This is a genomic window from Vasconcelosia minhoensis LEGE 07310 (assembly GCF_015207255.1).
Taxonomy (GTDB): domain Bacteria; phylum Cyanobacteriota; class Cyanobacteriia; order Phormidesmidales; family Phormidesmidaceae; genus Vasconcelosia; species Vasconcelosia minhoensis.
On record NZ_JADEXG010000040.1, the window covers coordinates 1 to 26,709 of the forward strand.

At 55.2% G+C, this 26,709-nt stretch carries 21 protein-coding genes and 1 pseudogene; 13 read left to right on the forward strand and 9 right to left on the reverse strand.

Translation table 11 applies throughout. From position 1 onward, the window contains the following. The coding region (locus IQ241_RS15935) for a COG1470 family protein (protein ID WP_193908955.1) at positions 1–2,448 on the forward strand (2,448 nt) is incomplete at its 5' end. 93 nt (positions 2,449–2,541) lie between these two features. Continuing rightward, a pseudogene (locus tag IQ241_RS15940) lies at positions 2,542–2,715 on the forward strand (Uma2 family endonuclease); the annotation flags it as partial. A 100-nt stretch (positions 2,716–2,815) separates the two neighbouring features. Here the strand turns inward: IQ241_RS15940 and IQ241_RS15945 are convergent. The 3 genes from IQ241_RS15945 to IQ241_RS15955 all read right to left on the reverse strand — a co-directional run bounded on the left by IQ241_RS15945 (position 2,816) and on the right by IQ241_RS15955 (position 5,423). After that, positions 2,816–3,466, reverse strand: coding sequence for a Uma2 family endonuclease (locus tag IQ241_RS15945; RefSeq protein ID WP_193908957.1), 651 nt, complete (start codon positions 3,464–3,466; stop codon positions 2,816–2,818). A 208-nt stretch (positions 3,467–3,674) separates the two neighbouring features. Beyond that, a complete protein-coding gene (locus IQ241_RS26600; RefSeq protein WP_193908958.1) occupies positions 3,675–4,094 on the reverse strand; it encodes an endonuclease domain-containing protein in 420 nt (139 codons plus the stop codon). A 120-nt stretch (positions 4,095–4,214) separates the two neighbouring features. Further along, positions 4,215–5,423 (reverse strand): pentapeptide repeat-containing protein, encoded by a 1,209-nt coding sequence (locus IQ241_RS15955; protein WP_193908959.1) that lies wholly within the window; start codon positions 5,421–5,423, stop codon positions 4,215–4,217. Between the two features lie 145 nt (positions 5,424–5,568). On the opposite strand from IQ241_RS15955, the gene IQ241_RS15960 reads away from it, so the two are divergent. From IQ241_RS15960 to IQ241_RS15980, 5 genes are all read left to right on the forward strand, one after another. Then, the gene (locus IQ241_RS15960) at positions 5,569–7,209 is read left to right on the forward strand and encodes a tetratricopeptide repeat protein (protein WP_193908961.1); all 1,641 of its coding nucleotides are present in this window, start codon (positions 5,569–5,571) and stop codon (positions 7,207–7,209) included. A 211-nt stretch (positions 7,210–7,420) separates the two neighbouring features. After that, the gene (locus IQ241_RS15965; protein ID WP_322743679.1) at positions 7,421–8,650 is read left to right on the forward strand and encodes an eCIS core domain-containing protein; all 1,230 of its coding nucleotides are present in this window, start codon (positions 7,421–7,423) and stop codon (positions 8,648–8,650) included. 203 nt (positions 8,651–8,853) lie between these two features. Next, on the forward strand, positions 8,854–11,286 hold the full coding sequence (locus IQ241_RS15970) for an eCIS core domain-containing protein (RefSeq protein WP_193908965.1): 2,433 nt from the start codon (positions 8,854–8,856) through the stop codon (positions 11,284–11,286). A 13-nt stretch (positions 11,287–11,299) separates the two neighbouring features. Beyond that, a complete protein-coding gene (locus IQ241_RS15975) occupies positions 11,300–11,824 on the forward strand; it encodes a type III secretion system chaperone family protein (protein WP_193908967.1) in 525 nt (174 codons plus the stop codon). Between the two features lie 73 nt (positions 11,825–11,897). Then, positions 11,898–14,168: a substrate-binding domain-containing protein kinase family protein gene (locus IQ241_RS15980; RefSeq protein WP_193908969.1), complete on the forward strand. Its 2,271-nt coding sequence runs from the start codon at positions 11,898–11,900 to the stop codon at positions 14,166–14,168. Between the two features lie 64 nt (positions 14,169–14,232). Here IQ241_RS15980 and IQ241_RS15985 read toward each other — a convergent pair whose 3' ends face one another. Further along, complete coding sequence (locus IQ241_RS15985) at positions 14,233–15,333, reverse strand: sulfotransferase family protein (RefSeq protein WP_193908971.1); 1,101 nt, start codon at positions 15,331–15,333, stop codon at positions 14,233–14,235. On the opposite strand from IQ241_RS15985, the gene IQ241_RS15990 reads away from it, so the two are divergent. Next, positions 15,332–16,363, forward strand: a complete 1,032-nt coding sequence (locus IQ241_RS15990; protein ID WP_193908973.1) for an NAD-dependent epimerase/dehydratase family protein — start codon at positions 15,332–15,334, stop codon at positions 16,361–16,363. The two genes, IQ241_RS15985 and IQ241_RS15990, sit on opposite strands and share 2 nt — an antisense overlap. Here IQ241_RS15990 and hpnH read toward each other — a convergent pair. After that, a complete protein-coding gene (gene hpnH, locus IQ241_RS15995) occupies positions 16,360–17,379 on the reverse strand; it encodes an adenosyl-hopene transferase HpnH (RefSeq protein ID WP_193908975.1) in 1,020 nt (339 codons plus the stop codon). The two genes, IQ241_RS15990 and hpnH, sit on opposite strands and share 4 nt — an antisense overlap. Positions 17,380–17,621: 242 nt before the next feature. Here hpnH and IQ241_RS16000 point away from each other — a divergent pair, with 242 nt between their 5' ends. Genes IQ241_RS16000 through IQ241_RS16015 form a run of 4 tightly spaced genes read left to right on the forward strand, consistent with a single transcriptional unit; the run spans position 17,622 to position 21,652 of the window. Continuing rightward, positions 17,622–18,443, forward strand: coding sequence for a squalene/phytoene synthase family protein (locus IQ241_RS16000; protein WP_193908977.1), 822 nt, complete (start codon positions 17,622–17,624; stop codon positions 18,441–18,443). An 18-nt stretch (positions 18,444–18,461) separates the two neighbouring features. Continuing rightward, on the forward strand, positions 18,462–20,093 hold the full coding sequence (locus IQ241_RS16005; RefSeq protein ID WP_193908979.1) for a cyclic peptide export ABC transporter: 1,632 nt from the start codon (positions 18,462–18,464) through the stop codon (positions 20,091–20,093). Next, complete coding sequence (locus tag IQ241_RS16010) at positions 20,083–20,766, forward strand: 5'-methylthioadenosine/S-adenosylhomocysteine nucleosidase family protein (RefSeq protein WP_193908981.1); 684 nt, start codon at positions 20,083–20,085, stop codon at positions 20,764–20,766. The genes IQ241_RS16005 and IQ241_RS16010 overlap by 11 nt, the downstream gene beginning before the upstream one ends. Positions 20,767–20,806: 40 nt before the next feature. Next, a complete protein-coding gene (locus IQ241_RS16015) occupies positions 20,807–21,652 on the forward strand; it encodes a Uma2 family endonuclease (protein WP_193908983.1) in 846 nt (281 codons plus the stop codon). Between the two features lie 12 nt (positions 21,653–21,664). Here IQ241_RS16015 and IQ241_RS16020 read toward each other — a convergent pair whose 3' ends face one another. Beyond that, positions 21,665–22,246 (reverse strand): Uma2 family endonuclease, encoded by a 582-nt coding sequence (locus tag IQ241_RS16020; RefSeq protein WP_193908985.1) that lies wholly within the window; start codon positions 22,244–22,246, stop codon positions 21,665–21,667. 110 nt (positions 22,247–22,356) lie between these two features. Then, the gene (locus tag IQ241_RS16025) at positions 22,357–23,526 is read right to left on the reverse strand and encodes a glycosyltransferase (protein WP_193908987.1); all 1,170 of its coding nucleotides are present in this window, start codon (positions 23,524–23,526) and stop codon (positions 22,357–22,359) included. A gap of 66 nt (positions 23,527–23,592) precedes the next feature. Between IQ241_RS16025 and shc the strand changes: the two genes are divergently transcribed. Then, positions 23,593–25,530: a squalene--hopene cyclase gene (shc, locus tag IQ241_RS16030; protein ID WP_193908989.1), complete on the forward strand. Its 1,938-nt coding sequence runs from the start codon at positions 23,593–23,595 to the stop codon at positions 25,528–25,530. 45 nt (positions 25,531–25,575) lie between these two features. Here the strand turns inward: shc and IQ241_RS16035 are convergent, their stop codons facing one another. Beyond that, positions 25,576–25,971 (reverse strand): hypothetical protein, encoded by a 396-nt coding sequence (locus IQ241_RS16035; protein WP_193908991.1) that lies wholly within the window; start codon positions 25,969–25,971, stop codon positions 25,576–25,578. A 113-nt stretch (positions 25,972–26,084) separates the two neighbouring features. Continuing rightward, a complete protein-coding gene (locus tag IQ241_RS16040) occupies positions 26,085–26,651 on the reverse strand; it encodes a DUF389 domain-containing protein (protein WP_193908993.1) in 567 nt (188 codons plus the stop codon). Positions 26,652–26,709 lie beyond the last annotated feature (58 nt).

The window sequence follows — 26,709 nt, forward strand, 5'->3', positions numbered from 1 at the left end:
GCCTCACTCACTCACCATGACCCCCCGGCTGCCCCCCTCGGCATCATCCTCTCCAACGCCGGAGAAACCCCAGTCCTGCCAGGAGAGCGCTTAGACATCAGCCTCACCGTCAGCAACAAAGGCAACCAGAGCGCCGTCATCGATGTTTTCCTAGACGAGCTGCCTGCGATTATCCAGGCCTGGTGCCCGACTACTCAGACCCGACTGGCCCTGGACCCGGGCCAAGGCGAGGAAGTCACCTTCAGCTTTGAGGTGCCCCCCTCGGCAATTTCTGGGGCCTATCGCTACTGGCTGATTGTCGATGCGCCCAACCACTACCCCGATAGCCCGCCGCAGCGATACGAACAAACTCTCCAGGTGCTGCCGCCCACTCAGGACGCCGTCAGGGTTAACGACCCAACCTTTGCGGTTGAACCTGCGACCAGCAGCGCAAATCCGGCCAATACGCTGCCGGGCAATCCCCTTCAGTTTCAGGTCCATGTCTACAACCGAGCAGACCGGGTGGATCGCTTTCGCCTACAGTGCCCCGACCTGCCCGAAGACTGGGTGACGATTCACTATCCCCAGGGGTTTCAAGCCCCAGGACTGGCAGTGGTAGAACCTTTTCTGGACCTAAATCCGGGTATGGAGGGCGTCATTTTATTAACCGTTATGCCCCCCCTCGACGCCCTAGCCAAAACAGTGCTGGCGACGCTCCAGCTAAAGTCTGAAAATAGCCCTGCCCTGAAGCTGTTGAACGCCCTCTACATTGAAATTCAGCCGGTCTATCAGCTTGAGACTCGCTTTCGCACGCTGGTTAGCCAAGTGCAGCACCAGCCAGGGCTCTACAGCATTCAGGCCACCAATCGAGGCAACACGGATCGGACGCTGGAATTTAACATTCTCGGGTTAGAAAACAGTGACCTTTGTAGCTATAGCATTCAGCCGCCGACTCTGACGCTGGCCCCACAGCAAAGCCTAACCAGCCAGGTCACTGTCAAACCCAAGCACCCCTGGAAGCGTCCGTTATTTGGCGGCGGTCGTGTGCTCAATTTTGAAGTCACAGCCACCGACCCGGAGCATAAACCGCTGCCGGAAATCCCCATGCCGGGGCTGCTGATGTGGGACGCGCGCCCCTGGTGGCAGATTCTGCCCGCTGTACTGCTCCTTCTGGGCTCGTTTCTAGGACTGCTTTGGCTGACCTGGTGGTTCTTCATTCGCCCCCCAGCAGCGGCCAGCATTGTACGCTTTGCCCCGGAAGACACGACCTATTCGGCCAGCCAGGGAGACGCGGTGCATCTCGGCTTCGAAATTGCTAACCCCGACCGCATCCAGCAGCTGGAAATAGTGGGGCAATCAGCTGAGGGCGAGTTGCTCAGTGGACCGCTAAAATTTGACTTTAGCCAGGGTCTGCCGACTGAGCTAGACCCCTTCTGTGTGGAGCAACGGCGACGACTGACCTGCCGCAATGTTCGCACTGATGCGAAGCGAGTGGGAGACTATACTTTTACCCTGAGCCTGATTCCAAAACCGGGCCGAAGCGCCACCCCGGCACAGGCGACAGCGGTACCCGTGTCGATTGTCCCAGCCCCGCTGCCGCAGATTCTAGAACTAGCCCCCGCCGCTGCCCGCTATGCAGAAGCGCCGCCGGCGGATGGTAAGCAGACTCATTCCAAATCAGAGTCAGATCCCTATGTAGCCAGGTTGAACTGGGTCATCGATCATCCTAAACAGCTACGGGGACTGAGGCTGATTGGCCGAGACGCGACCGGGGCAGAGGCAGCCCCGCCAATCCTGTTCGACGTTGAAGCCGGGCTGCCGCAGGAACTGACGGAGTTTTGTAGGCTAGAAGCGCGGCTCGTCTGTCGCAATGTGCCCACGGGCCTGCGCCGGGCGGGAACCTATACCTTTGACCTGATTGCGATTCCACGCGGCGAGCAGCCCGAAGAACCGATTCTAGCGACCAGTGAACCCGTAGTGATTCAGCCGCGATCGCCCCGCCTGCTCAGCTTTACCCTCAACGGCGAACCGGCCCAGCCCAACTATCTGGTGCCAATTGACGAAGGCAAGCCGCTGACGACTCTGGAGCTGGCCTGGGAAGTGGAGAACAATCCGGGCACTCAGGTGATGCTGATGCCCGCCCCGGGTGACGTTGCTACGCAGGGGAAACTGCCTCTACCGCTGAGCCCAGAGCCGGGAGAAACGACCGTCACGCTATTGGTGACTAACGCCGCCGGAGAGCAGCTGACGCGAGCCATCAACATCAACACCTACGACCCTACCCCCGAAACGCCAACCGTTGTGGTCAATACCGGCGACCCGGCAGGTGACGCCGCTGCTGCTGGAGCCGGGGCAGATGCTGGCAGCCCGGCGGCTGGAGCCACTAGCAGTGGTAATCCGGTTGGTGCACCAGTTCCGGTGAGGCCCGGGGAAGTCTCGCCGCAAGAGCTGCCGCCTCAGTTTGAATAAGTCATAAAATAGTTCTATCTGCATCAAACGCATCAATCAGCTGGCTGAGAAAGCTAAAATCGAGGCTCAGCAGAGACTCTGAGAACATGAGCAATGACCGCTAGCAAAAGCCATGCCTACTTCGCTCCTGAAGCATACCTGGAAATAGAGCGCATCAGTCCGATCAAACACGAATATATTCAGGGACAGATGGTGGCGATGGCAGGAGCTACTAAAGCTCACGTGATTATCACCGGCAACCTCTCAGCTCAGCACGTCAATCATTTACATTGGGCTGAGTTCCATTGGCTTTTCTACTGAAATCGAAACCTTCTATGAAAATATTGCCCAGCTTTTATAGCCGCCAGAGCAAGTCTCACTGCGAGGACTACCGCCGCGATCTCACCCAAAGTCTCAAATCCTGCTCAGCTGCCATTTCATCTTCTCGGGCCGCTGCCAAAAACTCATAGAGCCTTGACTTAGGGATATCAGCAAACGTAGGACTGATCTCCACCTCTTGGTAAACAGCATCCTGTAAACGATAAATTCGCCAAACTTCGCCGTTGTAACGCCAAAACTCTGGAACGCCGATGGCAGCATAGAGCCGTAGCTTATCAACGTCAGTGTGAGTAATATCGACCTCTACAACCAAATCTGGCGGGGGATCTTGATCCAGGTCTACATCCCGACCCGCCACTAGAGGCTGATTCTGAATGTAGTAAGCATTGTCAGGTTCAGCTGACCGATCCAGCGCTTCTCTATCCAAAGTCGTCGAACCCATCGTTTTAAGTTTCATGCCCAGCTCTGCCACCAATATCCAGATGAACTTCTCAATCAGCCGAGCTGAGAACTCGTGGATTTCGAGCGGCATTGTAATCTCTAAAGTCCCTTGAGAATAGGTTAAACGGGCATTGCGGTCAGGACTCAGGGTGGCCCGAAGCGCCTGATATCGCTGCCAGTCGAGCGAATGGAAAACCACTCTTCGCTCGCCAACCGGCTGCGGAATAGGCTGTGAGACAAGCGGAGCTGCGCTGACCATAGCGGTAAACAGCAAATAAGGATTACATACAATTTTAGAGAAAATGTCTATCTACGCTCTTAACCAAGAAGCAGGAGTATCCCAGTTTTGCAAGTCGCTGTAGGCCCTCATCCTAAATCCTTCTCCCGAGGGGAGAAGGACTTTGATTTCCGGCTCCCCTTCTCCCCGGGGAGAAGGGGCTGGGGGATGAGGGCTGCCGGCATGACGCTTAACTCTCCAACTTGTGTATACACGGTAGCCCCGGGGAGAGGGGCTTTGATACCTGCCTTAGTATCTCTGACAAAATGGATTCTAGGTGGTTTTGCACCTCTTCGTTTGTAACCCGTAAAACTTGCAAACCACAGGCTTGCATCCAGGCATCTCGTTCGGCATCTTGCTCAGTTCTGCTTTGGTGGATACTGCCGTCTATTTCAATCACAAGCCGAGCTTTATGGCAGTAGAAGTCAGCAATGAGCTGTCCAATATTGTGCTGACGGCGAAATTTGACACCGTTAAGGCGACGAGCGCGCAAGCATTCCCAAAGTATCTGCTCTGAGCAGGTTTGCTGCTGTCTAAGCTGACGCGCCCGGATAAGGAGCGCTTCAGGAACTTGGCGTTCGCGGCCAGATAGTCGAGAGAGGTCTGTCATGGGATGAGTTTACCCATCCAAGCAGGTTTCATAAACCGGGCTTCCGGCCCCCCTTCTCCCCGGGGAAAAGGGGCTGGGGGATGAGGGCTAACCCTTAAAAGCTTGCTTTGAGTCAGCCTTCTAATCACAATCGTGCTCGCTGCCGTCGGGCATAATTGTGCCGCAGAGATTGGTGCGGGTGTCGAACTGAATGCCTTCTAAAGTGGCCTGTTGTAGATTGGCGTTGGATAGGTTGGCCCCAGAAAAGTCAGTAAAGCTGAGGTCAGCGCCCTGAAAATTGACCCCGCTCAGGTTGGTATTGATAAACCGCACTTGCCGCAGCTGGCTGCCGCTGAAGTCAACGCCGCTGAGGTCGAGGCCGCTCAAGTCAGCGCCAGATAGATTGGCATTGAGCAGCCGAATGCCCTGAAGGGCAGCATTTTGTATCCTAGAAGCCATGAACTGCGTATCGGTAAAGTCAGCAGCCTGAAGGTTAGCTCTGCTCAGATCTATCCCATCGAGCGTGGCCTGGCGAAAGTCAGCCCCGAAGAGGTCGGCCCGACTCAGCTGAGCATCGGTCAGATTGGCCCGGGTAAAGTACGAATTTGATAGATTGGCGCGAGTTAGATCAGCTCCGGTTAGCGTAGCGCTGTCAAAATAGGCCAGGGCCAGGTCGGCTCGATTCAAATTAGCTCCAACCAGGTTCCCAGAACGGACATCGGCGGCCCTGAGGCTGCTGTTGGTCAGCTGAGTTTCTGATAGGTCAGCGCCCTGTAGATCGGCAATAAAAAAATTAGATGCTTCTAGCTGCGCCTGGTTGAAACGGCTGCCGCTCAGAAAAGCGCCCTCAAACGTGGCCCCGGTTAGAACAGCCTCAGTCAGGTCCGCCCCACGTAGGTCCGCCCCGTCTAAATTAGCCCCAGACAGATCAGCGCCGCGCAGGTCATGCTCACCCAGCCCGTGGCTGGCCAGGTCCCAGACCAGCCGCCAGCGGTCTTCAATCACCGTCCGCGAGTCCAGCCGCGCGCCTTCTAGCCGCGCGCCTTCTAGCTGTGCCCCGTAGAGGTTCACATTGCGCAGGTCGGCGTTGCGCAGGTCAGCGCCCCGTAAGTTTGCCTGAAAGAGAAAGGCCCCTTGCAGGTCAACTCCGTTTAGGTCAGCTTCCCGCAGGTCTGCCCGGCGCAGGTTAGCGCCTTGCAAAAACAGGCTACGCAGGTCGGCATTACGCAGATTACAGCGCGGACACTGACGGTTTGCTTGCAGCTGCGCGAGGTCTTTCTCGCTTACCGCGTAGCTGGGCAGTCCCCCGAGCAGCACCAGCGCAACGAGACCAGGAATTGAGCGTTTCATAAGCAAACTATGCGACCTGAGTCTACTGTTCCCGAACGACCCAGCCGAGGCGACAGCGACTGATGCCGGTTCACGATTTGACCTACTGTAAATTGCGGCCAAACTTTGGGCATCCTAGATACGGATGAACAAAAATTGATACCTCATGCCGCATCCGTGGGCTATCCGTCTGGTTACCAGCCTTGCCTTTGTCAGCACGGCAATCCCCGCGATCGCGCCCGCCCAAGCCCAAAACGCCGGCTTCGACGCGCTAGAAGACTTTGACTATTGGGCCGACCTCTGCCGCCTACAGGCCAGTGCTGAGGACTACGAAAAGGCGCTGACCGCCTGCGAACAGGCGATCGCGCTTTCCCCCGAAGACGCCGATATCTGGGCGCAGCGCAGCGGCATTCTGGTGAATTTAGCTGCGTTTCCAGACGCGATCGCGTCGGCCAACCGTGCCCTCAGCTTTGACCCGCAAAATTCCCTCGCCATTACCTACCAGTGCGTCGCCTACACCGCCCTGGGTGAATCCGAAACCGCTCTGGATAAATGCAATGACGCCCTTCGCGTCAACGGCAGCTGGGGCCGCGAAAATCCGGCTCTGGCCTGGCTCTATCGCGGTACGATTCTGGCCCAGAGTCAGCAGTATGAGCTGGCCCTGGTCGCCTACGAACGCACCCTGCTGCTGGCCCCTGAAGATTCCCGCACCCTCACCCGCCAGTGCCAAGCCTACCTGGACCTGGCGCAGTCTGCTAGAGCCATTCAGTCCTGTGAGGCTGCGCTAGCTGGAAACGGCCAGTGGGGCGAGGTCGGCCCGGCTCTGGCCTGGACCTACCAGGGGCAGGCTTACACTCAGCTCAGCCAGTATGACAAAGCCATCTTTGCCTACGACCAGGCCATTAGCCTTGACCCTGATAATGCCCTAACTTGGGCAGCCCAAGGGCAGGTGCTCGCGGCCCTGCGACACAATCAGGAAGCTTTGGTTTCCTATAATCGAGCGGTAGAAATTCGGCCAGACTATGCCCTGGCGCTGCTGGGCCAATGCACTCTGCTCAACCGGCTGAGCAGCTACGAACCTGCCCTAGCGGCCTGTGATGCGGCGATTGACGGTGACGGCGACTGGGGCAGTCAGAGTCTTGCCCAAGGCTGGAATGAACGCAGTATTGCCCTGACCGGGGCGGGCCAGTATGAAGAGGCGCTGGCCTCGATCAACCGAGCCGTCGGCATCCAACCCAGTTACGTGGCGGCCCACAATCACCGCAGTACGATTCTCTGGTATCTGGGCCGCTACTCCCAGGCCCTTGCTGCCAACCAGCAGGCCCTAGAGCTGGACGAGACCTACGCCCCCGCCTGGTTTACTCGCGGCGTTATCTTCCGCGCCATGGGCCATTATACCGAAGCCCTCGCAGCCTACGATCGCGCTCTGGCCCTTGACCCTTTTAATGCCTGGGGCTGGACCAACCGCAGTCTGGTTCTGTGGCAGCTGGAGCAGTACGACGAGGCGCTAGCTTCTGCTGAACGGGCCATTGCACTGGAGCCGGAGTCCGTACCAGCGCTGTATAACCAGGGAACGGCGCTGTCGGCGCTGGGGCGGTATGAAAGCGCGATCGCAGCCTATAACCAGGTCCTTGCTCTTGACCCCACCTATGCCGATGCCCTCACCGGACGCGCGATCGCCCATGTCTATCTCAAAGACTACGCTGCCGCTGTGGCTGACCTGCAAGCCGCGATCGCTCTTAATCCCTCGGATACGTTAGCTCAGGAAACCCTGGCTTCCCTAAGACCTGAGATAGAACAGCCTTAGCCCATTTATACAAGTGCTTATTATGAGTAGCAAAAGAGCCCATGCGTCCCATCACAAATCCGAAAACCCCACGCCTCAGAATGCTCCACAGCTTCAGGCACGACCCTTTAGCTCAGAAGCATCCTCACCAACAAACGCATCTTGTCAAGAGTTGCAGAGTCAGTCCGCGGCGTCTGACTCACGAACTAATTTTAGCTTTGGCAACGTCAATGTGTTTGCCAATGAAACAAAACCCGCTCCCCAATCAAGCGTAGGACCAATACAGACCAAACTGACGATTGGACAGCCCGGCGATAAATACGAACAAGAAGCCGACCAGGTCGCGGCACGAGTCGTCCAGCAAATCAACAGCCCACAGGCAGCTCAGAAAGAGGGTGACGTTCAACGCAGCCTTTCAATGCATAATTCAGTAATGCGGTTAACTATACAGCGTCAGAGCACGATTCCAGTAGGTCCGGCTAGTAATGAGTTTGAGAAGAGGTTAAATCAGGCTCGCGGTGGAGGTAGTTCCTTGGAACCTAAGATAAGGAACCAGATGGAATCTGCCATGGAAGCAGATTTTAGTGGGGTAACAATTCACACCAGCGCTCAGGCTGACCAGTTAAATCAGTCAATTCAGGCCAAGGCATTTACAACAGGGCAGGATGTGTTCTTTCGGCAGGGGGAATATCAGCCAAGAAGCCGAGAAGGGCAGGAATTGATTGCCCACGAGTTAACTCATGTGGTGCAGCAGAAAGGGAAAGAAGTCTTGGCCTGCCGTGCGTCAGTAGTCAGGGAACCCATAAGCTCAACAGAAGCAACGCGAGTTCAAGCAGCCTTAAACGGAGGAGCTGAAGCCCCTCTGAAACAGAAATATGCATACGGTCTAATCTCTGGAACTTATGATTGGACGAATAATACCGCTGATGCCCATGTAGCTCCGGGAGGGAAAACCCCTTTGACAGTAGTTGATATGTTGATGGCGGTTAGCGACCTACATCAAGCGATGGCAGCGAGGAAGACAATGGGAGGTCCAGAGGGCGAAGTTGAGATGCATCCCCAAGGTGCAGCGGTGATTAAGATTGTGGTAGAGATGCTAGGAAGCACGCTGGGAGGCGCAATAGGAAATATATCGGCTAAGTACTACAAATGGAAAAGAAAAGGCGTGAAGCTTAGCAAGGGAAAACTGGACGATGAAATGGCGCAAGAGATAATTCCGGAGCATATGGCCTTTCTTGGAGCATTACGGGAAGTAGGTGGTGTGGATATCAAAGCTATCATACCAGCGACGACTAATGATGAATTCGATCAATCAATCCTCGACAATACACGAGAGGGGAAAGCGCGTTTAGCAAAATACGAGACACATTTAAAGGCTGATAAAGCTGCGTCGCTATTAATAAAGGTGAGTGCAGCGAAATTGCCAGCAGTAATAACGGGATTGCAGAAGTATGGTCAATAAAATTTTCTGAATGCTTTTCCAAATCGCCAAGCCGCGAATTGACGTTGCTCTCAAATCAGACACATGTTGATACACTTTAGATGAAGGTAAGGCACTCAAACTATAAGTTGGGGCAGGTCAAATAAACATATCAAGTATGTTGTTTTCTAATTCAGCATTTCAGTTGTTTGAGAGCATAGAAGTATTTCTTGAAGGGCTAAATTATGAAGATCCGTCGCTATTGGCGCAAGAAAGAAAGCAATTTCTCGCCTTCGACCATAACGTATGGTTATTTGCAGGCTCGACCTTTTGGATCTACGGATAGTCTTCTGAGCGCATACGAAGCTGGGTCAAAAACTTACAGCAAATTTAACCTAGCAAGCCTTCCAATTCAGCCTAAGCTGGCAAATGGTCCGCTGGGCGATCGGTATGAGCAATCAGAAGAATTACGAATGAAGGTGGGGCTTACTAGCGGTCAGGCTTCTGAAGAATTTGAATCGATCCTGAACCAGTCTAGAAACGGCGGGGTCTCGCTAGATACACCAATTCGCAGCCAGATGGAGTCTGCCATGGGCGCAGATTTTAGCCAGGTCAAGGTGCATACAGATAGCCAAGCCGACCAGCTTAATCGATCTATTCAAGCCAAGGCTTTTACCACAGGGAATGATGTTTTCTTCCAACAGGGGGCATATAACCCTGCAAACCGACAAGGACAGGCGCTGATTGCTCACGAATTAACTCATGTGGTCCAGCAAACCGGGCGCAAGGTTCAAAAAAAGGAAACGTCTATATCCGAAGTGTCAACTGCTGGACAGCTCACTAGCGGACCGAACTTACCTACTATTCAGGCAGCTTTTGAAGCGGCTCGTATTGTGGATACGGCTCATCTTCATAAGCTCAAAGATGGTAATCCTGCTCAGGTGAAAGAAGGTTCAAAGGGATGTATCGGTAGAAAACTAAAGCTGGGTGACTGGATTGAGGCCGATGTTTTGGAAGAAAAGGAGGGTGGTGCTTGGGTCAAAGCAAAGGACGGAACGAATGAGGGCTATATTCGTCGAACTAAGGTTTATCTACCGTCATCGTTTGGTCAAACGATTCAAGCACCTGACTATTCTAGTGATAAGTTAGAGCAGGCTGGAGAAGTCACCGATTCGCTAGGAAGCGGGCACGACACCCTCTCGGGTGGGCTTGAAAACATTTCGGGAACTGAAAAAGGTAAAGCTGGTTTAGACGTGGTTTCTGGAACAGGTGATACGGTTACCGGAATTTTAGGAATGATCGGTAGTGCCAAAGAGATCAGCACGCAGAAAACCCGTTGGGAGAACATGGAGCTGGGATATGGGTTTGTTGAGTCGGTCAGCAAATCAACCTCGGGGTCTACAAAAATCGTTGATTCCTTTTCAAAGGCGCTAGGTGATGAGAAAGGCGTAGGCGAGTCTGATACTGTTGGGAAATACACTTCCGCAGTATCGGATGGCTTGTCCGCAGTCAAATCGTCTGCGCTAGGCGTGATCGGCCTCTATCGTCTGTACAAGTCTCAGAGTAGCGAGAAGCCAAAGGATGCTGCTGTCGCCTTCAAGCAGCTGACCGAAGCGGCGCTGGGGGCAGCAAAGGTGGCTAAGTCAGCCTATGACATCATTGGCAATGGCATCCCCATGTCGGTGGTCTACACGATCCCAGCGCTAAGTATTGCTATTTCGGCTATCAACCTGCTCATCCGGCTAGCCGATGCGATTAAAGCCGGTGCTCAGAAAGTGGGGATGGGCGATACGTCAGAAACGCTGCGGGCGTCAGTCGCTAGTCTATTCAAAGAGCCTGTTCCCGATCACTCGTCTGACTCGCGCCTGTTCGATAAAGACAGGCGCGGTACCTTTCCAGCTTACAAAACCTATTTTCGGGTGAAGCAGCCGGTTCGGGCCATGGTTAAAGACATGCTTACAGCGGGCGAGCAGGGGCAAGCGCAGGCCGACCAGACCCATTCGGATCCAGCCAAGTTAGAGGCAGATTTGGTCACTGCCGTTGATGCGGCCTATGACAACATTTGTCTGGCGGCAGACAATACTAGAGCTGTGGATGGGACTCTCAAACAAAACATTAAGGAAAAGGTGCATGCAACGCCAACGACTCGTAAAGGCAGATTGCGTAACCTGAAGGTTAATGTGCGGACTCTGAACTATGCCGATCGCAAGATCAATGAGTATGAGTTTGCCGATAAGATGTCTGAGATCAATCAAAAGCGTCAGACATCTGGATGGACAGATGTTGCCCTTGAGCTGGTGAATATGTCGGGCGATATTACTACCATCGCAACGGGCGCAACGGGCGTCGGGGCAATGGTTGGTCAGGCAATTAAGGCAAGCTCGGGGGGCTATAAGCTAGCCCATGGCGGAGCTAAGTTTGCGCAAAAGCTGTACCGCGATCGCGACCAGGGAGACGACAAAAAATCAACGACGAATAAACATCGAGAGTACGTCAACCATGCCCGCTTTATCTTTAAGTCCATCGCGAGCGTCAAGTCTCCGCAAGACACTAGGATCCAGCTGCTCGATAATTACATCAAAGCCACGGGTGTTAATACGGGCATGTTTTACGCGCTGTCCCGCAGCCCTGACAAGCAAATCGAGATGATGGTAGCGGCGATGAAGCAACGGTCATAGAGGTTATTCAAACATGTCAGCAGAACTTATGCAGGCCAAGCACCACTTAGAGCTCAAACGGCTACAGGAGCTGATTGAGAGCGAGCTAGAGCTAGAATCCAGGCTTTTTGAAGCGTCATCTCAGATTCCTTCCCCATCACTATCAATCGTGCTTGAGCCCGATGGCAGCGGCAGCTCAAGGGTGGCGAATTTGATGTTCCTGCCGATTGATGACGAGGATATGGAGTCTATAAAGCTCTTGCAGCTCTATTGCGAACTCCCAATCCAAATCACTTCTGAAACGCTGCCTGACCTAGAGCAGCTTTTGCATGAGGTTAATCTGACAGTCCCGCTTGGGGCCTATAGTATCAATACCAATCGCCAGCTCATCTTCAAATACGTCTATGTGCTAAGTAAATTCAAAGAAACCGATCCCGCTGAATTTTTGGAAACGTTTCTACTGTGGATGTACATTCTAGACAACATCAATATGCTCGTAGATGCGCTTATAGAAGGACAAACTGACTTACAGGCTGCCCTACAGGCTTTAAACAGTTAGCAATAGCGCGTTAGTCTAGCCCCCAATTTGGGTAGGCTCTTTAAACAAATAAACTTGTTTGATGAAGGTGGCTGTGCCTGTAGGACATCTGACCAAGCGCGTTCTTCGGCGCTACTTACTGCAACTGCCGCCGCAGAGGCGGATAGGGCGGTATCATGCCCTATCCAAGCTGAGTTGGCTGAAATCTGCCTTAGAAGAAATCCGGCCAGAGGTTTTGCCGGAGCCTGCGCCATCAGACATACCCGTTCAGGCAGCCATTCCCGAAGCAATTCAAGCGCCCTCTCCTCACTATCACCAGTATCGCTGCCTACAGGGCAGCCCCTTGAGCTGCCTAGAACCGGCTAACAGCGGACAGGCTCGTTGTGAATACTGTGGCTTTCCGGCTTTTCTACCTGGGCAGGGGCAACTCGTGGGGAAGCAGGGCCAATACCAGATTGGTCACCCCCTGGGACGGCGGGGGATCAGCCGCCTGTATGACGGGCTGCGGTTAGGGGCAGAAGAGCCGGTGGTGATCCACGAGTATTTGCTACCCGAGCGGTACTTTAGCCCGGCGGAACAGCGGCAGTACCAGGAGGCGTTTACCAGCCTGGCTGGACTAGCGCTGGCCGACGGGCGGATGCAGGATCTGCGAATTGTGACGCCGTTGGAAGCGATCGCGGATCCCTCTGGCGATCGCTGCTACCTGATCACCCCTGCTGTCGATTGCAGCCCTACGCTCAATCGCTACTGCGCCGAGCACGGCCCGTTCAGCGGTCAGGCAGTGGTAGACATGCTCAACCAGGTTTTGCAGACGCTGACGTTCCTGCACCAGCAAAAATTCAGGCTGCCATCAGGGCAGGTGCAGACGGGCATTGTTCATGGCAACCTCAGCCTGGACAGTCTGCTTTGGGTCGAAAGCCATCGTCAGGCCGACCTTCAGGGATTCGTTTACCTGGCGGACTTAGCCCAGTGGGCAACCCGCTTTGACCCGGCGCTGGTCAATCGGGGAGAGGCGGATCCCCAGCAGGACTTAGCGGCCCTGGGACAGATCGCATTCTACCTGCTCAACGGGGCGACCGTGAACCAGCAGGGTCAGCCGCTGAATCCGCGTTTGGATGGCGATTGGCCTACCGCCCTCTATGCCCCACTCCAGCTGTTTATTCGTAGACTGATAGGTGTCGAGCCGCCGTTTGTCAGCGCTGAAGTCGCCCGTATGGCCCTACTGAAGCTGCCGCCGGAGGCTGCGGTCAGCCAGTGGGAGCTGCGGCAGGCTGAAATTTTGACGGCTCATCGCTCTGGGTATAGACCCTATGTCCCTTTGTTGATTGCGGCGGCAGTAGTCGCGGCCCTGGCTAGCATTACCTGGCTACTGCTGCGATCGCGCCAGCCTAGCTACGCTAATAGCCCCTTACCTCCCTGCTGCTTTGCCGATATCGGTGCAGTTCCCACCGGTCGCTATCCCTACGCCAGCCCAGAGTTTGCCTACTGGCATCCCCTCATTCAAACCTCACTGGATACCTCGACTCTGCCAGCGCCTCCCCTATTCAACCAGCTGCAAGCGCGCTATCCAGACCTGACGCTAATTGGGCGTTCGACCCCAACTGCGGCAACCGCGATCGCGGCGATTCAGTCGGGGCAGGCGGAGTTTGCGATTCTGCCGCTAATCGGGCCGCTGCCTGCTGATATCACCGCTACTATCATTGCCTACGATAGTCTGGTGCCCGTGGTTGCCTTCAATTATCCAGACCGGACCAAAGGACTCACCGATGCGCTGGATGGAGAAGTTAGCCTACCTCAGCTAAAACAGCTTTATACGGGGCAAATCAGCAACTGGCAGCAGATCAGCCCGGTCGATCTGTCGGTCAACCGCTATGGGTCAAACGACCCGACCGTTCAGGCAATTTTTCAGCAACAGGTGGATTTTTATCCGGCTGAGACCGCTGCTTTTCCAAGCCTGGAAATGCTGCGGCTGATTTTGCAAGACTTTGAGAACGATACCACCGGCAGTATTGGGATTGCGCCGCTCAGTCAGGTCGTCGGTCAGTGTTCAGTTTATCCGCTGGCCCTATCGGTTGAGAACGAACCAGTTTCACCGCTGATTCTAGACAATGGCAATGCCGTTGAGCCCGATAGTGACCTGTGCGATCGCAAAGGCAGCTACCACCCCAATGCCGCCGCCATCCGTAGTGGGTCCTATCCCCTGGCCTACCCCCTGGCCGTAGTCTATCCCTTCGATAACACCCGGTCTAATATTGGCTCCAAGCTAGCCAGCCTGCTGCTGACCCAGGAAAGCCAGCAATACCTGATGACGATGGGGCTGGTGTCTGCCTATCCATTAGAACTGAGGACAGGTGCAGAGCAATAGGCGTATGACTGCCCTGTTTCAGAGACGGCTGCCAGGGTGAGAGACAGCACGACGGCCTGGTGTTCTAAGCCGGCGGCGGCGGGTAGTTCCACCGTTCAATAAAAGGCTGCCAGCGGGTTTGAACCCGCTCAAGGGTGCGTTGCTCAAACGCATAGTGATTTTTGCGATAGTTTTTTTGGGCCTTCAGGTAGCGTTGAAAAGCGGGTTCTGCCGTTTCCCAGCCGTCTAGCTCCAGCTGAGCGTAGACTTTTTGCAGCTGCGGTAGGGGATTTGTTTCAAACATTTCAAACTGAATCTCGACAAAGTCCTGCTGGGGAAGCTGTGCAGTATCTCGGAACAGCGCATTCATCATTTTCGGATAGCTACTGAGAACAATCTCTTCAATCGGTACCTGGTCGAATCTCTGAAGCGAGAGTTCGTGAAACAACTTGTTGTAAAAGTTAAGGGTTGACTGAAACACCACGTAGGGATTTCGATAGATATGGATAAATTTCGCATTGGGCCAGAGGCTTCGCAGCTGCTGGATTCGAGCCGTATACACCGGATTTTTAATGAGCAGCTGCTGGCCCGGATTTTGTAGCTGAAGCTTCTGACAAAAATGCATCATTGCCCAGCGCCAGCCCTCTATTTCTGGTTCACTACATCCCTCAAAAAAAATTCCGGCATTGAAGTTTTCGACAAAGTGTTCTGGGAAATACAGGCCATGATAAAAAGAGACAGGCTGCATACTCGCCAGAGCGATTTCATCTTCCTGGGGAGAATCTGGATTGACCGGCACCCGGTCGATGAAGCGACCTTTTGGCAATGCCCTTTCTAGGATAGGCTTTAGCAGCTTGCCGATGGTGAGAAAGTCCCAGGGCAGGCCGGTGGCGATCGGCGTCACATAGGCAAACTGCGAAGAGCGGCTCAGCAGGTTGTACAGAAAGGTGGTGCCGCTGCGCCAGTGGCCGACGATGAAGACCGGCGGGGCCGGGTTGGGTTGGGGGGAAGGCAGCTGCGTCACCTGCCAGCGCTCATAGGTGGAAAACGGCCAGCGCAGCACCGCCGCTGTCATAATAATGGCCAGATGTAGGGGATATTGGCCGGTGCCATTGCGAGCGATCAGCGATCGCAATGTTTTTAGGTTACTGCCCATCAGGGGATGCAAAAGGCGAGGTTGCGACATGGGGAAGACTTGCTTAGTAACGGGGGGGCTAGGATTTATCGGGCAGTACGTCGTCCAGACACTGCTAGAGCGAGGAGAAACCGTTCGCATTTTAGACCTGGCGGTACCTGAACAGCCGATTGAAGGCGTTGACTATGTTCAGGGATCGATTACCGACCGGGCAGTGGTGGAAAGCGCGATCGCGGATACCCAATGGGTCTTTCACCTGGCGGCCAACGCCGGTTTGTGGTCGGCTCAAAAGCAAACCTTCCTCACGGTAAACCAGGTCGGCACGCGCAACATCATGACGGCAGCTCAGGCAGCAGGAGTAGATCGAGTCATCCATACCTCAACCGAATCGATCCTGAAGACGGATCGGGCTAAGTCCCCAGACCTGATCGACGAATCGGTACGGCTGACCTTTGACGATATGGTCGGCGCCTACTGCCAAGGCAAATTTCTAGCAGAGCAGGAAGCTTTTGCCGCCGCCGAGCGTGGTCTGCCGGTGGTGATCGTCAATCCGACGATTCCGATTGGGCCGCGCGATCGCAACCTGACGCCGCCTTCCCGGATGATTTTGGGATTCCTGAACGGTGACTATCCCGCTTTTCTCAACAGCACCCTCAATCTAGTTGATGCCCGAGACGTGGCCATGGGTCATATTCTCGCTGCCGAAAAGGGCCGAGTGGGCGAGCGATACCTGCTGGGCCATACCCATCTAGAGCTCAGGGAGCTGCTGCAAATTTTGACCAAACTGACCGGGCTATCAATGCCCCAACGGCAGGTACCCTACTGGCTTGCCCTAACCGTGAGCCGCGTGCAAGAATTCATCGCCGACTACATTACCCATCGTCCACCTGCCGCCCCCTTAACCGGCGTTCGCCTGGCCGGTAGCCCGATACGCTTTGATTCGCGCAAGGCCCACCAGGAACTGGGCTTTCACGGTCGCCCGGTGGAGGAATCGCTGGCTGATGCGATTGGCTGGTATGCCGAGCGAGGTTGGTTAAAGCGCCAACCCACCCGGTGCGTTGATCAGCTGACCTCGGCTTAGGATGCGCCAAATAGGCTGCCGAGCGATCGCGCCATATTCTTGGGCTGCATCGCATCGACGGCTGCGGTCGGCTCATAGCCGCAGTGAACCATACAGTCAGCGCACTGGGGATTGCCGCTCTGGGTGCCGTACTGGTCCCAGTCGGTATTCTCCAGCAGCTCTTGAAAGGTTTGGTAGTGCCCTTCATTCAGCAGGTAGCAGGGCTTTTGCCAGCCTAAAACGCTGTAGCTGGGGCTACCCCAAGGGGTGCAGTCATAGTCCTTCTGGCCGGTCAGAAAGTCCAGGAACAGGGGATTGTGATTGAACTGCCAGGCTTTTTTACCGGCCTGGAAGGGGGCCAGGATTTCTCGAAATAGGGCCTTGGTCTGCTCGCGCTGCAAAAAGTGGTCCTGGTCAGGTGCCCATTCATAGCTGTAGCCGGGGGACACCATCATGCCGTCTACCCCCAGCTCGGTCAGGTAGTCGAACAGAGCCTGAATCTCCTGCGGGTCGGTGCCGTCGAAAATCGTAGTATTAGTCGTCACCCGGAACCCCTGAGCCTTGGCCGCCCGGATAGCGCTGACGGCAATATCAAAGACGCCCTTGCGGTCTACGCATTGGTCATGCAGCTCCTGCAGGCCGTCTAGGTGAACGCTGAAGCTAAGATAGGGAGACGGCGTAAATTGATTCAGGCTTTTTTCCAGCAGCAGCCCGTTGGTGCAGAGGTAGATAAACTTTTTACGCTTCACCAGCCCCTGCACAATCTGGTCAATCTGGGGATGCAGCAGCGGTTCACCCCCCGGAATCGAAACCACCGGCGCGCCGCATTCCTCAACTGCGGCAAAGCATTCCTCTGGCGACAGGTGCTGCTTCAGAATTTCTTTGGGATGCTGGATTTTGCCACAGCCCGAGCAGGCCAGATTGCAGCGAAATAGCGGCTCTAGCATCAGGACGAGCGGGTAGCGCTTGCGTCCTTTGAGCCGCTGAGTGACCAGATACTGCCCGACTGAAACGGCCTGCTGTAAATGAATGCCCATTTTTTGGGTTCGCTCCTGTGGTAGCTTTTACGGGGTTACAGAACATCTGAGCCCTTTTACATCAAGCGACTGCATGTCTACATGCGCTGATTCAAACTTAAGGGTAAAGTAGGCACGAGTATCAAAACACCTTAATGCATTTCCCCTTTGGCGAATTAATCCGTGATTAATTTTTTTGAGATAAAAGCCTGCAAAATTGAGTTGCCTGCTCCATCCGCCTATTCGTATGAGGAGATGAACGAATGACTTCCGTCAGCCCGGCGCTAGCCCTGCTTAAAGCCACTAGCCGCACCTTTTATATTCCGATCAGCTTGCTACCCGCAGGGCTGCAAGAGGCGGTCGCCTCGGCCTATCTCTGTATGCGAGCGATTGACCAAATTGAGGATCATTCCGGCCTGGACTACGCGGTGAAAGCCAGGCTGCTGAGGCTGATCAGCCTGAACCTACAGGCGGGCACGGAGGCTTCTACCGTAGGTGATTTCACTGAAGGGCTGGGCGACTTTGAGTCCCACCTCGAAGAAGTGTCGCTGCGGATTGGAGAATGGGCGCTGCTGGCTCCGAGCGCGATCGCGCCTCGAATCTGGGACGCCACCGCCGCCATGGCCGATCGGATGGCCTACTGGGCTGAGCGCAACTGGGTGATTCAAACCGAAGCCGACCTGAACCGCTATACCTTTAGTGTGGCTGGGGCCGTGGGTCTGATGCTGTCTGACCTGTGGGCCTGGCACGACGGCACCCAGACCAATCGCACCGAGGCGATCGGGTTTGGGCGCGGGCTCCAAGCGGTGAATATTTTGCGCAACCACGCGGAGGACCTAACCCGGGGCGTTGACTTCTATCCCCAGGGCTGGACGGCTGAGGAGATGCAGCGCTATGCCCGCCATAACCTGAGTCTAGCCGATGCCTATACGGCGGCTCTGCCCAAAGGCCCCGCTCTGGTCTTTTGCCGAATTCCGCTGGCCCTGGCCCACGGCACTCTGGACGCGCTATCCCAGGGTAAAGAAAAGCTCAGCCGCAGCGACGTGCTGACCATCGTGGGGCAGCTCAGTAAAATTGCCAGTTAGTACCCGTTTAGGGCCGCGATGAGTCTAGTCGCCTTTCTGCTACGCGCATCCTGGCAGGCGATCGCGATCGCGCTAATCACCGGCTTTATCAGCGGCGGCTGTAGTGCCGGTCTGATTGCGCTGATTAGCCGGACGGTGGTAAAGGATAATTCGCCTTCGAGCGCGATCGCGGTAGCTTTTATGGCCCTGGGCCTGGTCGCCCTGCTCACCGCCATCGTGTCTCGAATTTTGCTGGTGCGCTTTTCCCAGGAAGCGGTGTTCGGCCTCCAGCTGCGGCTCAGCCGCCAGATTCTAGCTACCGAGCTGAAGCCCTTAGAAAATCTGGGCCTGCCTCGCCTGCTGGTAATGCTGACGGAAGACATTCAGGCTGTGGCTACGGCAGCGGGCGCGGTGCCGGTGTTGGTGATCAATATGGCCAGCGCCGCAGGCTGTATGGTCTATATTTCCTGGCTGTCCTGGCGAGTGTTAGCCCTGGTGCTGCTGTTGACGCTGGTTGCGTCGGTCAGCTGCCGCTGGTTCTTGGTGGCGGGACGCCGCTGGCTGAGCGCCGCGCGGGAGCAGCAGGATCGGCTATTTCAGCACTTTCGCACATTGATAGATGGGGTGAAGGAGCTGAAGCTTCACTACGCTGGGCGGCAGGACTTTTTCCACACCGACCTGGAGAAGACCGCCCGGCAGGCAACGCGCTACAACAGCCGGGGACTTAGTCTATTTGCCGTGCTCGACAGCTGGGGCAAGCTGATCTACTTTTTTGCCATTGGCCTGGTGCTGTTTGCCCTACCCCGCTGGATTGGCATCAGTCCTGAAACCCGGATTGGCTACGTGCTCACCTTCACCTATCTGCTCGGGCCGATGGAGAGCCTGGTGAACAAGCTGCCGCTGCTGAGCAAAGCCAGCATTGCCCTGCAAAAGATTGAAACCCTGGGCCTCAGCCTCAGCGACCCGGATGCCACTGGCCCCCCGCCGCCGCCAGCAGACTGGCATCGTCTGGAACTCAGGGGCGTCACCCATAGCTACCGCACCGATCGGGAACGCGAATTTACCCTCGGCCCAATTGACCTGACGGTGCATCCGGGCGATCTGATTTTTGTAATTGGCGGCAACGGCAGCGGTAAATCGACTTTGGCTAAGCTATTGACGGGTCTTTACCAGCCTCAGTCGGGTTCGATCTGGCTGGACGATCAGCCGATTGACCCTGAGCAACAGGAAAGATACCGCCAGTATTTCTCGGTTGTTTTCTCAGACTTTTTCCTATTTGAACGGCTGCTGGGTTTCGATCGCCAGGCCGACGATGCTCGCGCTCAGAGCTACTTGCAAAAGCTCCAGCTCAACCATAAAGTCAGCATCGACCAGGGCCAGTTTTCGACGACCGCGCTATCCCAAGGCCAGCGCAAACGCCTGACGCTGCTGACCGCCTATCTAGAAAATCGTCCGATCTACCTGTTCGATGAATGGGCCGCTGACCAAGATCCGACGTTCAAAGATCTCTTCTATAGCCAGTTCTTACCCAACCTCCAGGCCCAAGGCAAGGCAATATTTGTAATCAGCCATGACGATCGCTATTTTCATCTGGCCGATCGTCTAATTAAGCTCGACTACGGCCAGGTCGTCTACAATCAGCCTCCCAGTCAGACGGTCTATGCACGCTGAAATTCAGACGATTCTGGTACCCGCTGGAGCTGAATATCGGGCGGTAAAACGAGCCCTGGGGCAGTCTGGCAAGGGTCCGAAAGTTGTCGCCATTCCAGCAGGACCGCAGCCGGTGCGACAGTTTTTAGAGGCCTGGGAAGATCGTTCACAGCTTCAGGGAAATCTGTTGCTAATCGGCTTGGGTGGCAGTCTATTTCCTGAATACGGTGCTGGAGATGGCGTGCTGATAGAACAGGTTTGGAACGGCTATGAATCTGGGAACTCAGAGATTCATGAGTGTGATCGCGCTCTGACAACTCAGCTTGCAGAACAGCTTGGAATAACAACTGGGGTTGGGGTAACCTGCGACCGCGTAATCACAACGGCGGCTGAGAAGCGGGAACTGCGCGATCGCTACGGTGCCGACGTCGTAGATATGGAAGCCGCCGCCCTTTTGCAAGCGTTGCCCCATCGCAGAATCGCCATCCTGCGCATCATTAGCGACGACTGTCACCACGATTTACCCAATATTTCAAACGCGATTGGGGCCAACGGCGCGATCGCGCCAGTGCCATTAGGGTTGAGCTTCCTGAGCCATCCAGTCGCAGCAATACGGCTGATTCGGGGTTCACTTAAAGGGCTCAAATCCCTAGAAACTGTGGTCTCAGCCCTGCGGTTAAAGTCCATGGGTTAGGATAAAGTCAGTTCGACCCAGGCGCATTCTGAGGTGATCTATGGCTAGGGTTCCAGACCTGCTGAATGATGAAGACGTCATTACTGAACTTGATATCAGCCATCTGGTGATCGAGGACGACAATCCAGTGGATAATTTTCAATCGGAGGTGCAGCAGCGGCTGCTGGTTGAACCGCTCTACAGCGCCGAAGCGCTGCCGCCGCCCTTCCTGGCCGCGGCGAATGTAGGATTGTTTTATAAACTCAAAGGCGACCCGGTGGTACCGGACGTCATGCTTAGCCTGGGCGTGCAGCGGCCAGACGATTTCTCCCAGCGGCGCAATCGATCTTACTTTGTCTGGGAATTTGGCAAAGTTCCTGAAGTCTGCATCGAGATTGTGTCCAAGCAGGAAGGGGATGAGCTAAAGCTTAGCCAGAAATCGCGACGGAAAGGCAAAACACTGACTAGGCGAGACCTCTACGCCCAAATTGGGGTGCGTTACTACGCGGTATTTGATCCGCTGCGACAAATTCAGGGTGAGGATGAAATGGACGGGGCACTGCTGCGGGTATGGTCGATTGTGGCTAGCGGCTATCGCGAGCTGACCTCAGAGTCGGGAATGACCAGCGTTGGCGAGTCGATTGAGCTAGAGGCTTTGGGCTTGGGCCTAGCGCTGTGGGAAGGACCGTTTGAGGACGAGGTGACCCGGCTGTGGCTGCGCTGGTGCGATCGCATCGGTCAGGTCATCCCCACCGGAGCGGAAGGGCAAAAAACGGCACAGCAGCAGGCTGAAGCAGCCCAGCAGCAGGCTGAAATAGCCCAGCAGCAGGCCGAAACAGAGCGACAGCGAGCCGAACGCTTGGCGGACCGGCTGCGGGCGATGGGGGTTGACCCAGATGCACTCTGATCAGATTCGCGCTTATGCCTCGCCGATGTTGAAGCTGACATTTTCGTAGATATCGTCAACCCTGATTTCAACCCCGGTCGAAGCCAGCATTATTTTCTCAGCTTCAGATTCATAGATTCGAAAGAGCCATGAATTTTCCTCTGTCTTCAGGTAATGCTCAATTTCGAGCTTATACTGATTGATTAATACATATTCTTGAAACGATGGAATGGAGCGATAGTAGCGAAATTTATCGGTACGGTCATAGTCCTTTGTAGATTTCGATAAAACCTCGACGATCAGGCAAGGATTCAAAATAGTATCTGTGCGCTGACCTTGGAAAACGGGCTGACCCTGAATTAGAAATACATCTGGATAAGTATATAGTCGGTGCTCAGGAATCCATAGCCGTAAATCGCCGATGTAGGGCTTAAAATCTGTTTTACGCAGCATAAACTTCAAAAAAGCATAGATATTGCCTGCAATCTGATTATGATTAATCGAACCGCCCGTCATCGGCACAATTTCCCCATCTCGATATTCGCTGCGAAATTCAGCAGTCTCCTCTTGTGCTAAATACTCTTCTGGGGTGTAGTTGCGTTGCTGTATTTGCATTTTTAGTCAACCGACTTTGCGATTTAGTGCCCATGTCTTCAAACTAGCATGTTCGTAAGACTGGGGGATAATTGCTCACCAACCTCTCAAAGCAATAGCGCTGGCATCCGCTATTGCAAATCGCTATAAATTCGTCCTTTCCAAGCGCCGCCTTTGCCTGCCCAGTGGCGTCGGGCTGAATCCAGCGTCATCAGCGTATACAGTAGCGCAATCAGCGGCAGCGCTAAGGCTAGCGGAGGTGACCCGCCGTACAGCCGCAGCGTAGGCCAGTAGGCCCAAGCCATCAGTAGCCAACCTGCAAGCCCCGTCAGCGCGATCGCATCATTCCCTCCAATCAGTCCAACCACCAGCCCTAGCGGCGGCACCAGATAAACCAGTCCCATCCCCAACACCGTACCCATCAGCAGCCAGGGAGAATAGCTAAGCTGGGTATAGGCGCTGCGGGCCACCATATTCCAGATACTCTGCAAGTTGGAATAGGGTCGCAGGCTGTGAGTCTTTGTGCTCAGCCCCAGCCAGATCGGGCCACCCGCCTTAACTGCCGCGCCCAGGGCACAGTCGTCAATCAGGGCGTGGCGAATGGTTTGCAGACCATCAATCCGCTCCAAGGCGCTAAAGCGAATCAGGGCGCAGCCTCCCGCAGCGGCTGCCATTTTGCTGTTGGAATTGTTCACCCAGGGGAAGGGATACAACAGCTGAAAGAAGAAGACAAAGGCGGGGATCAACAGCTTTTCCCAAGCGCTCTGACAGCGCAGCCGCACCATCAGAGAGACCAGGTCTAGTTTTTCTGATTCCGCTTTAGTCACCAGCTGCTGCACGCTGGCCGGGTCATGTTCAATATCGGCATCGGTGAAGAGCAAATAGTCGGGAGGTGAGGGCTGCTGTTGTAGATAGCGAAATCCCTGCTCCATTGCCCAGAGCTTGCCAGTCCAGACCGGCGGGAGGGGTTTGCCCGAGAGAACTTTTAGGTGAGCGGTTTCCTCCAGTGCTTCTGCTACCTGAGTAACGATTTCAGCGGTATCGTCAGTGCTTTGGTCGTCAACGAGGACGATGGAAAGCGGGCCGGCATAGGTTTGGGTGAGGTGAGATCGCGCTGCCGTCCCAATCAGCTCAGCCTCATCCCGGGCTGGAATCACCACCGCTACGGTTGGCCAGGTTTCCAAAGGGCTCTCCTGCGTATCCAATCGCTGGTCTGCCCGCCAAAACTGCCCCCAAAAACCCAGCAGCCCCAGCCAGATCGCGGCTGAAATTCCCACCAGCCCCAGTAACGCACTTTCCATATTGATAAATTGATTGAAATTGGCATTATGCTACCCTGATGTCGCCCCATCTGGCGTCAGACCCGAATGCAAACCCCACAGACTGATCAGCTCATCGGACTAGAGCAAAGCATTGCCGCCGCCCAGCGCTATCTGCTCTCGATTCAAAAGCCCGACGGCTACTGGTGGGCCGATCTGGAGTCCAACGTCACGATCACCGCCGAGATTATCCTGCTGCACAAGGTTTGGGGAACCGACCACGAGCGGCCGTTAAAAAAAGCAGAACGGTATTTGCGATCGCGCCAGTGCGACCACGGCGGCTGGGAACTGTTCTACAACGATGGCGGCGACCTGAGTACGTCAGTCGAAGCCTATATGGCGCTGCGGCTGCTGGGTATTCCGGCCAGCGATGGGGCCTTGATCAAGGCTAAAAAATTCATCCTGAGTCGGGGCGGGATTAGCCAATGCCGCATCTTCACCAAGCTGCACCTGGCTCTGATCGGCTGCTACCAGTGGCAGGGGCTGCCGTCTTTACCAGCCTGGGTGATGTTGTTAGAGCCGCCCTTTCCTGTTAGCATCTACGAACTTTCGAGCTGGGCTCGGGGCAGCACCGTGCCACTGCTGATTGTCTTTGACCAAAAGCCGGTTTATCTGGTCGAACCCGCCTTCCGGCTGAACGAGCTCTACGCCGAAGGAATTGAGAATGTCCGCTGGGAAATTCCCGAGCGCGGCGACTGGAGTGATGCCTTTCTCTGGTTGGATAAAGCCTTTAAACTGGCAGAGGCGTTCAACGCGGTGCCTTTTCGAGAAGCGGGCCTACGGCAGGCTGAAAAATGGGTCATCGAGCGGCAGGAAGCCTCGGGAGATTGGGGCGGCATTATTCCCGCCATGCTCAATTCGATGCTGGCCCTGCGCGCCCTAGGCTACGACGCGAACGACCCGGTCGTACAGCGGGGACTCCGGGCGATAGATCGCTTCGCTGTCGAAACTGAGGAAACCTACTGGGTGCAGGCCTGCATTTCCCCTGTCTGGGATACAGCCCTGGCCCTGCGTGCCCTGACCGACTCGGGCCTGGCTGCCGACCATCCGGCTTTGGTGCAGGCTGGGGAATGGCTGCTGGAAAAACAGATTCTCGCCTATGGCGACTGGTCGGTGAAAAATCCCCAGGGCAGGCCGGGCGGCTGGGCCTTTGAATTTGAGAATCGCTTTTATCCAGACGTAGACGATACCGCTGTGGTGGCCATGGCCTTACAGGATATCACCCTGCCGAATGAGGCGCTGAAGCAAAGCGCGATCGCGCGAGCTGTCCGTTGGATTGCCACGATGCAATGTCAGACCGGGGGCTGGGCCGCCTTTGATATCGACAACAACCAGGACTGGCTGAATGCGATTCCCTACGGCGATCTTAAGGCCATGATCGACCCCAGCACCGCCGACATCACGGCTCGAGTGTTGGAAATGCACGGTCGCCTATCTGACGATGCGACCCTTGCCGTTAGCTACGCTGATACGCTGACGGCTCAGAGACTAGCCCGAGGCTTGAGCTATCTCATGCGAGAACAGGAGCCAGACGGCAGCTGGTTTGGCCGCTGGGGCGTGAACTATATCTACGGGACTAGTGGAGCCCTCTCTGCCCTAGCTCTGATTGCACCCGAACGCTGCCAACCTCAGATTGAGCGCGGCGTTGCCTGGCTAGTGCAGTGTCAAAATGCTGACGGCGGCTGGGGAGAAACCTGCCGCAGCTACGACGACCCCAGCTTAAAAGGACAGGGACCCAGCACCGCTTCCCAAACCGCCTGGGCCTTACTCGGCTTAATCGACGCTGCTTTTTACCCAGACTCTGCGGCCAAATCAGCGGTCCACAGCGGCATTCAATATTTACTTCGCACTCAGCACGAAGACGGCACCTGGCAAGAGTCCGAATTCACCGGCACCGGCTTCCCCGGCCACTTTTATATTCGCTACCACCTCTACTACCAGCATTTCCCGCTGATGGCGCTAGGACGGTATCGACAGCAGTTGTAAAGAGACCAATCTTTCCCAACCGACCCATTGCCAAAATTTTCGCTATTAGCCTCTGCCAAAAAAGCGTTTTAATGGATTTGAGGCGACTTGTCTTAGCCCTCGGGTCTGGCTTTTCTGGGCGGCCTGAACCGGATCTGGATCGGTGAAAATTTTGGCGGCGCGATCGCGCAAGGCATCACCCGGATCTTGGCTGGGCGATGAAACAAAGGCCGCACTTTTGTCCACGTCCGTTTGGGTAGCTGTCAGCGCCTGCTGATAGGCCTGGTTCAGGCGGGGCAGGCTAGCCGCGATCGCAGGCAGCTCCATCGCTCGATTTTCTAGATTCTGGCCGATAGCTTGTAGCTGAGCTCGTAGACTATCAGGCAGAGATTCATCTTGCTGACTAAGGGCGGTGATGAAAGCCGTTAGGCTCTTTTCTTGCTGAAGGTTAGGGGACGTCATGGCTAAAAATGGCTCCAGTCGAAAGTGAGAATATTCAAGTCTCAATCCGATCGTAGGAAACTCTGAGAGTTTTGAAGCCCAATTTGGTCAAGATCCCTCTTCCGGCAGAGCCGTTACTGGGCCTGCCTCGGCGGTTCTAAAACGGTAACGCTGACCAAAGCAGCAAAATAGCGCAGCAGGCTTTGCTTGAGCAATGTGCGATCGCCTCGGGCCGTCGCGATCGCCACGTTCATCGCGGGCTCGGCAAAGGGCGCAATCAGCATCGCCGCTACGAGTAAAAAACTGCTGTTGGTAAACAGCCCAATCCAGGCAATGCCGCCCCCGGCTGCCGCATAGGCCAGCAGACTGCGCCAGGAGCCAATGCTCTGGAGCCCCGCCAAAAAAATTTCTAGCGAGCTGCGGGGTTGAACATCGGTGACGCTTTCGGGCGTTTCAGAAGGCGGCGGCTGAAGCGCCAAAACGCCGTGGGGGAACAGGGCCACATGGAGATCAGCAATCGGTTCCAGGGCCTGCAAAATCGGTTCAATCTCTCGATTTACCGTATGCAGAATAACAACATCAATCGGGCCATCGCGCCCCATCGCCCCGAACTGAATTAAATTTTTACCCTGGTGCTGTTTGGCCGTCTCAAAAACTGCTTTCCCCTGGCCCTGTGGCACCTGCACAATCATCTGACGCATATCATCTCGCCGTTAGGTCAGCGCCCATTTTATCCATGGGATTTGTATAAGTGTATGG